This is a genomic window from Streptomyces oryzae (genome assembly GCF_017676365.1).
GTDB classification, from domain to species: domain Bacteria; phylum Actinomycetota; class Actinomycetes; order Streptomycetales; family Streptomycetaceae; genus Streptomyces; species Streptomyces oryzae.
The window spans coordinates 1-6895 of sequence record NZ_JADKMA010000280.1; the positions used below are offsets into that span (position 1 = coordinate 1).

A 6895-nucleotide genomic window follows, 5' to 3' on the forward strand; every position below is an offset into this window, starting at 1 on the left:
CCCCCCATGTGGTGGCGCCCCACACTTCACCGCCCCGCTGTGCGGCCCGACCCCACCCGGGGTCGGGCCGCAACCGGGGCGGCTAGGCTCTCGGGTATGGCCGACGCACCGTACAAGCTGATCCTGCTCCGCCATGGCGAGAGCGAGTGGAACGCCAAGAACCTGTTCACCGGCTGGGTGGACGTCAACCTCACCGAGAAGGGCGAGAAGGAGGCGGTCCGCGGCGGCGAGCTGCTCAAGGACGCCGGCCTGCTCCCCGACGTACTGCACACCTCCGTGCAGAAGCGCGCCATCCGCACCGCGCAGCTGGCGCTGGAGTCCGCCGACCGCCTGTGGATCCCCGTACGCCGCTCCTGGCGGCTGAACGAGCGCCACTACGGGGCGCTCCAGGGCAAGGACAAGGCGCAGATCCGCGATGAGTTCGGCGAGGAGCAGTTCATGCTCTGGCGCCGCTCCTACGACACCCCGCCCCCGGTCCTGGAGGACGGCGCCGAGTTCTCGCAGAGCGACGACCCGCGCTACGCGGGCGTCCCCAGCGAGCTGCGGCCGCGCACCGAGTGCCTCAAGGACGTGGTCGAGCGGATGCTGCCGTACTGGTTCGACGGCATCATCCCGGACCTGATGGCCGGCCACACCGTGCTGGTCGCCGCGCACGGCAACTCGCTGCGCGCCCTGGTCAAACACCTGGACGGCATCTCCGACGACGACATCGCCGGCCTCAACATCCCCACCGGCATCCCGCTCGCCTACGACCTGGACGCCGACTTCCACCCGGTCGAGAAGGGCGGCACCTACCTCGACCCGGAGGCCGCCAAGGCCGCCATCGAAGCCGTCAAGAACCAGGGCAAGAAGTAACACCAGAGCACGAGTAAGCCCCCTGCCCGCGGTTTTCCGTGAGCAGGGGGCTTCGCTGTGCCCGCGAACCGGCTCCGGGCCGTCCCCGGATGCGATCACCGCACGCCCGCCGGACGATGGAGGAACGCACGGTCGACGAGAAGCAGGGAGTGTGTCCGATGGCTGGACTCGTGCACAAGAGCTTCGCAGCACCCGATGAAGTCCGGCCCTTCGAAGGGGGCACCGGGCAGATGGAGGTCGTCGATCTCGGCGGGGAACTGGGCCGGGCCACGTTCCAGCCAGGCTGGCAGTGGTCCAAGCACGTCAAGCCGATGGCCCAGACCGAGAGCTGCCAGGCGGCCCACACCGGCTACGTCGTCTCCGGCCGAATGAAGATCGTCATGGACGACGGCCAGGAGGACGAGATCGGCCCCGGCGACATCGTCGACGTCCGGCCGGGCCACGACGCCTGGGTGGTCGGCCAGGAACCCTGCGTCATGATCGACTGGGGGAGCCACGAGGGCTACGCCAAGCGCTGAGGCCCGTGCCGGGGCCATCCTGTCCGCAGCCGGTCAGGCAGGCTCGACGAAGGACGCCAGGACGTCGGCGATCTCGTGGATCTCGAGTCGGCTCTGGGCGACGTCCAGGACAAAGGCTTCCGCCTTGTCCTCGTCCAGCGGTTCCATGAGCCGGAGACCATTCAGGTCGAGGAAGACCATGGCTGCCGCCCACCCCGTGCGCTTGTTGCCGTCGACCAGGCTGTGGTTGCCGGCGATGGAGTGGAGGAGGGCGGCGGCCTTCTCGTACAGGCCGGGATAGGCGTCCTCGCCGAAGGCGCTGGAGCGGGGGCGCTGGACGGCGGAGGCCAACAGGCCCCACTCCCGGATGCCGGGCCGACTACCGAGCGTGATTTCGGCGATGGAGAGGACATCCTCCTCATCGAGATACGCGGTGATGGCGTGCTCCGGCTTACTTGGTGGCGAGGCGTTCGTTCAGGCCGGCCGAGATCCGGGCCGTGCGCAGAGCGGCGGCCCGCACCTTCCTCCGGCGCAGCTCGCTGAGAACGGTGTCGTGCGCGAGTGCCTTTACGCTCACACCCTCGCGGTTCGCGGCCTCGCGCACTTCGGCCATCTCTTCCTCGCTGAACACCACGTTCAAAGCAGGCATGAGAGCTCCTCCTCACCGGGGCCTTGGTACCTGATCTGGTACCAGCGTATCAGGCCAACGGCACGGCGGTGGCGGGCGGCCGAGCCTCCAGGAGGCGCTGTCCGTGGTGCCGCATACGCTCGGAACATGACGACTCATCCCACCTCGGTGCTGGCCCGGCGGCTGCTGGCCGGCGAGCTGACCGACGGCGGGCCGTCGCACCCGGGGCAGGTGCGGCGGAGCGCGCGGGACTGGGTCGTGGACGTCCTGCTGTTCGGATGGGCCGTGCTGTGCTGGGCGGCGCTGTTCGAGCAGGCCGAGGCGAAGACGTATCTGCCGGGCTGGCTGGTGGCCATCGATCCGCCGCTGGGGGCGCTCGCCTGTCTGTCGCTGTGGCTGCGGCGGCGCTGGCCGCTGGGGGTTGCGCTGGCGGCGGTGCCTGCCGCGGCGCTGACCGACACCGTGGTCGGCGCGCTCGCCGTCATCATCTTCAATCTGGCGCTGCGCATCCCGCCGCGTACGGCCGCGCTGGTCCTGCTGCTGCACCTGGCGGCGACGCTCCCGTACGTGCTGTTCTACGGGGTGCCGCACGACGAGCGCTGGACGATTGCCGCTTTCGTGCTCGTCTTCTATCTGCTCTTCTTCACCTGGGGCAGCGCGACCCGGGCCCGCCGCCAGCTGGTCCTCAAGCTGCGGGAGGACGCCGTACGCGCCCGTGCCGACCACGAGCGTCGGCTGGCCGACGTACGGCGGGCCGAGCGGCGGGCCATCGCCCGCGAGATGCACGACGTGCTCGCCCACCGCGTCTCGCTGCTGTCCGTGCACGCGGGCGCGCTCGCCTACCGTACGCAGCGCACGGCGGCCGGTGAGGGGACGGCGCTGGACGACTCGGAGATCGCCGAGAGCGCCACCGTCATCCGCGACAACGCGCACCAGGCGCTGGAGGAGCTGCGCGACGTGCTGCATGTGCTGCGCGAGGACGAGGAGGAGGACGAGGAGGAGAAGGCCGAGCCGGGAGCGCCCGGGAAGCCGGGAACGCCGGACGGCGCGCGCCCGCAGCCGGATCTGACCCGGCTCGGGGAGCTGGTCGACGAGGCGCGGGCAGCGGGCCAGACCGTACGGTTCGACCAGGAGCTGCCCGAGCGCGCCGAGGGCGCGGGCGGCTACCCGCTGCGCCCCCAGGCGCAGCGCACCGCCTACCGCGCGGTCCAGGAGGGGCTCACCAACGCCCGCAAGCACGCCCCGGGCCGGCCCGTGGAGGTGCGGGTGGCGGGCGCGGTGGGGCAGGAGCTCACGGTGCGGGTCAGCAATCCGCTGCCGGCCGGGCACCGGTCGACGGGGCCGGCCGGCGCGCCGATCCCGGGTGCCGGCGCCGGGCTGACCGGGCTGCGGGAGCGGCTGGAGCTCGAGGGCGGCACCCTCGCCTACGGCCCCCGGGACGGCACGTTCACGCTGGAGGTCCGGCTGCCGTGGCCCGTTCCCGAGTCCGGATACGACGCGGGGCCCTGACCCGTCGAACCGGTCAGGGCCCCGCGACGTGCTTCACGAAGGGCTGCCGCGGCTCAGCCGCAGGAGCCTCCGCAACTACAGGGGCCGCCGGACTGGCAGCCGCATCCGCAGCCTGGACCGCAGCCACAGGCCCCGACCAGGGGCAGGTGCCGCGCTTCACGGGGTGCGGTCGGCGGCTGCTCGGCCGTGGTCCGGGGCGATTCGGGGGAGTCGGCCATCGTGCCCTCCTCGGCAGGGAAAGTCATGAAGCAGGCATGACACACCCCTAGTGCACTCCGGACGGATGTGGGCGCATCAAGGGCGCGCGGTTGCACGCCCCAAACCTCAGCCCTCGCCGGACCCGGACCCGGACGCGGAACCGGAAGCGGAACCGGCCTCCGCGCCGCCCGACGCGGCCGCGCCCCCGGTGGGCTCCGCACCGGTCGCGGCGGCCAGCGCGGGGTCGATCTCGTCCGCGTAGTCGCCCGTGACCAGATAGACGACCCGGCGGGCCACCGACACCGCGTGGTCGGCGAACCGCTCGTAGTAGCGGCCCAGCAGCGTGACGTCCACGGCGGTCTCGATGCCGTGCTTCCAGCGGTCGTCCATCAGGTGCTGGAAGAGAGTGCGGTGCAGCAGGTCCATGGCGTCGTCGTCCTGCTCCAGCTGCATCGCCAGGTCGACGTCCTTGGTGATGATGACCTCGGCCGCCTTCGCCATCAGCCGCTGTGCCAGCTGTCCCATCTCCAGCAGCGTCGCCTGGAGGTCCTGGGGCACGGCCGACTCGGGGAAGCGCAGCCTGGCGACCTTCGCCACATGCTGCGCCAGGTCGCCCGAGCGCTCCAGGTCGGCGCTCATCCGCAGCGAGGTGACGACGATCCGCAGATCGGTGGCGACCGGCTGCTGGCGGGCCAGCAGCTGTATCGCCCTGGTCTCCAGATCGCGCTGCAGATCGTCGACCTTCTCGTCGGCGGCGATGACGCTCTCGGCAAGCTTCAGGTCCGCGTCCAGCATCGCCGTGGTGGCGCGCCCGATCGCGGAGCCGACGAGCCTGGCCATCTCGACCAGGCTGTCCCCGATCGAGTCCAGCTCCTCGTGGTACGCGTCCCGCATGGCTGTCCTTCCCTCGCACGAATGTTCTCGTGGGGCGCTTGCCCCGGCGGTTCCCAGGGCCGCTCGGGCCCCTACGCTCTCAACGATGCGCCCGAAATGCGACCGGTTCGGCCCTCCTCAGTGAACCGGAGGAGCCCTGAGGGTTAACACTGGGCGACAGCTCTTTCGGCCGCCCCCTCCAGGACTGGGGCACTGTCGTAAGAGGCGCATAACCTGGCTGTATGGACGTTAATGCGGCGGTCGCCGCGGCAGCCGCGATCGCCGGTGTGTGCACCGGCGTGATCGCGATGCTGGCGTTCCGGTGGAGCGAGCGGGAGCAGGCCCGCCCCACCCGCACCTCCCTGCACACCGAGCCGGGGCTGCCCCCGGGCGTCGACACCGTCCTGTCGGTGCTCCGGTCCTCGGCCGTGGTGCTGGACGAGAGCGATGCCGTCGTCAAGGCCAGCTCCGCCGCCTACGCCCTGGGTCTGGTGCGCGGCGGCAAGCTCGCCGTGGAGCCTATGCTCCAGATGGCCAGGGACACCAGGCGCGATGGCGAGATACGCCAGGTCGAGCTGGATCTTCCCCGGCGCGGCACGGGACGGGGCGATGCCCTCGCGGTCTCCGCGCGGGTGGCCCCGCTCGGCTCCCGGCTGGTGCTCCTGCTGGTGGAGGACCTGACGGAGGCCCGCAGGATCGAAGCGGTGCGGCGCGACTTCGTCGCCAACGTCAGCCACGAACTCAAGACCCCCGTCGGCGCCCTCTCCCTCCTCTCCGAGGCGGTGCTGGACGCCTCCGACGACCCGGAGGCCGTCGAGCGCTTCGCCGGACGGATGCAGAACGAGGCCACCCGGCTGACCAACCTCGTCCAGGAGCTGATCGACCTCTCCCGGGTGCAGAACGACGACCCGTTGGAGGATTCCGAGTCGGTCCAGGTGGACGAGCTGGTCACCGAGGCCATCGAGCGCAGTCGGCAGAGCGCCGACAGCAAGCAGATCACCCTCCTCGCCGGCGGCACCGAGGGGCTGCACGTCTGGGGCAACCGCGGCCAGCTCGCCGCGGCCCTCGGCAACCTCGTGGAGAACGCCGTCAACTACTCGCCGGCGCGCACTCGCGTCAAGGTGGCGGGACGCCTCACCCAGACCCCCGGCGGTGACGTGATCGAGATCTCCGTCACCGACCAGGGCATCGGCATCTCCGACCGCGACAAGGAGCGCATCTTCGAGCGGTTCTACCGCGTCGATCCGGCCAGGTCCCGGGCCACCGGCGGCACCGGGCTCGGCTTGTCCATCGTCAAACACGTGGCCGCCTCGCACGGCGGGGAGGTCACCGTATGGAGCGCCGAGGGACAGGGCTCCACCTTCACCCTGCGGCTGCCCGAGGCGGGCAGCGCGCGGGAGCAGGCCGCGCTCGACAAGGCCGACCGGCTCGGCCGGAACCGGCTGTCCGGCGCACTGCAGGAACCGGCCGCCTTCGACGAGGAGGAGCGGCCGTATGTCGATCAGGCTGATGAACAACTTTCCGCCCCGGAGGTCCTCCCGTGACCCGAGTGCTTGTCGTCGAGGACGAGGAATCGTTCAGCGACGCACTGTCGTACATGCTCCGTAAGGAAGGCTTCGAGGTCGCCGTCGCGGCCACGGGTCCCGAGGGGCTGGACGAGTTCGAACGCAACGGCGCCGATCTGGTGCTGCTCGACCTGATGCTGCCCGGGCTGCCCGGCACGGAGGTGTGCCGCCAGCTGCGCGGCCGCTCCAACGTCCCGGTGATCATGGTGACGGCCAAGGACAGTGAGATCGACAAGGTCGTCGGCCTGGAGATAGGCGCCGACGACTACGTCACCAAGCCGTTCTCCTCCCGCGAGCTGGTCGCCCGCGTCCGCGCGGTGCTGCGCCGCCGCGGCGAGCCCGAGGAGGTCGTGCCCGCGGCCCTGGAGGCGGGCCCGGTCCGGATGGACGTGGACCGGCACGTGGTGACCGTCGGCGGCGGCAAGGTCGACCTCCCGCTCAAGGAGTTCGACCTGCTGGAGATGCTGCTGCGGAACGCCGGCCGCGTGCTGACCCGTATGCAGCTGATCGACCGCGTCTGGGGCGCCGACTATGTGGGCGACACCAAGACCCTCGACGTCCACGTCAAGCGCCTCCGCGCCAAGATCGAGCCCGACCCCGGCGCGCCTCGCTACCTGGTGACGGTCCGCGGCCTGGGCTACAAGTTCGAGCCGTAAACACTCGCGCCCGAAGGGGCGCGGGGAACCGCGCGAGCGACCCACGACCGGCCGCACCCGGGACTCTGCAAAAGCCCTACGGCGAGAGGCCGCACCCCGCACGGGGGATGCGGC

8 protein-coding genes are annotated in these 6895 nt (G+C 71.2%); 5 read left to right on the forward strand and 3 right to left on the reverse strand.

Going from position 1 to position 6895, the window contains the following annotated elements; genetic code table 11:
• Positions 1-96 precede the first annotated feature (96 nt).
• Positions 97-855, forward strand: coding sequence for a phosphoglyceromutase (locus tag ITI46_RS32245; protein ID WP_209243492.1), 759 nt, complete (start codon positions 97-99; stop codon positions 853-855).
• A gap of 158 nt (positions 856-1013) precedes the next feature.
• Positions 1014-1373, forward strand: coding sequence for a cupin domain-containing protein (locus ITI46_RS32250; protein ID WP_209243493.1), 360 nt, complete (start codon positions 1014-1016; stop codon positions 1371-1373).
• A gap of 33 nt (positions 1374-1406) precedes the next feature.
• Here ITI46_RS32250 and ITI46_RS32255 read toward each other — a convergent pair whose 3' ends face one another.
• Together ITI46_RS32255 and ITI46_RS32260 are read right to left on the reverse strand one after the other, a co-directional pair.
• Positions 1407-1790 (reverse strand): type II toxin-antitoxin system death-on-curing family toxin, encoded by a 384-nt coding sequence (locus ITI46_RS32255; RefSeq protein ID WP_209243497.1) that lies wholly within the window; start codon positions 1788-1790, stop codon positions 1407-1409.
• A 13-nt stretch (positions 1791-1803) separates the two neighbouring features.
• Entirely contained in the window at positions 1804-2001 is a 198-nt protein-coding gene (locus ITI46_RS32260; RefSeq protein ID WP_209243494.1) for a hypothetical protein, read from the reverse strand.
• 126 nt (positions 2002-2127) lie between these two features.
• Between ITI46_RS32260 and ITI46_RS32265 the strand changes: the two genes are divergently transcribed.
• The gene (locus ITI46_RS32265) at positions 2128-3489 is read left to right on the forward strand and encodes a sensor histidine kinase (protein WP_209243495.1); all 1362 of its coding nucleotides are present in this window, start codon (positions 2128-2130) and stop codon (positions 3487-3489) included.
• Positions 3490-3813: 324 nt separating this feature from the next.
• Here the strand turns inward: ITI46_RS32265 and phoU are convergent, their stop codons facing one another.
• Positions 3814-4581, reverse strand: a complete 768-nt coding sequence (gene phoU / locus ITI46_RS32270; protein ID WP_247746927.1) for a phosphate signaling complex protein PhoU — start codon at positions 4579-4581, stop codon at positions 3814-3816.
• A gap of 221 nt (positions 4582-4802) precedes the next feature.
• On the opposite strand from phoU, the gene phoR reads away from it, so the two are divergent.
• Positions 4803-6104, forward strand: a complete 1302-nt coding sequence (gene phoR, locus ITI46_RS32275) for a two-component system sensor histidine kinase PhoR (RefSeq protein WP_209243496.1) — start codon at positions 4803-4805, stop codon at positions 6102-6104.
• The gene (gene phoP / locus ITI46_RS32280; RefSeq protein ID WP_099882326.1) at positions 6101-6781 is read left to right on the forward strand and encodes a two-component system response regulator PhoP; all 681 of its coding nucleotides are present in this window, start codon (positions 6101-6103) and stop codon (positions 6779-6781) included. Before phoR ends, phoP begins: the two co-directional genes overlap by 4 nt.
• The last annotated feature ends 114 nt before the right edge of the window (positions 6782-6895 follow it).

What these genes read in the sequence shown, in the direction of transcription:
- ITI46_RS32245 (WP_209243492.1), top strand. Translation starts at nt 97, where the DNA reads ATGGCCGACGCACCGTACAAGCTGATCCTGCTCCGCCATGGCGAGAGC.
- ITI46_RS32250 (WP_209243493.1), top strand. Translation starts at nt 1,014, where the DNA reads ATGGCTGGACTCGTGCACAAGAGCTTCGCAGCACCCGATGAAGTCCGG.
- ITI46_RS32260 (WP_209243494.1), bottom strand. Translation starts at nt 2,001, where the DNA reads ATGCCTGCTTTGAACGTGGTGTTCAGCGAGGAAGAGATGGCCGAAGTG.
- ITI46_RS32265 (WP_209243495.1), top strand. Translation starts at nt 2,128, where the DNA reads ATGACGACTCATCCCACCTCGGTGCTGGCCCGGCGGCTGCTGGCCGGC.
- phoU (WP_247746927.1), bottom strand. Translation starts at nt 4,581, where the DNA reads ATGCGGGACGCGTACCACGAGGAGCTGGACTCGATCGGGGACAGCCTG.
- phoR (WP_209243496.1), top strand. Translation starts at nt 4,803, where the DNA reads ATGGACGTTAATGCGGCGGTCGCCGCGGCAGCCGCGATCGCCGGTGTG.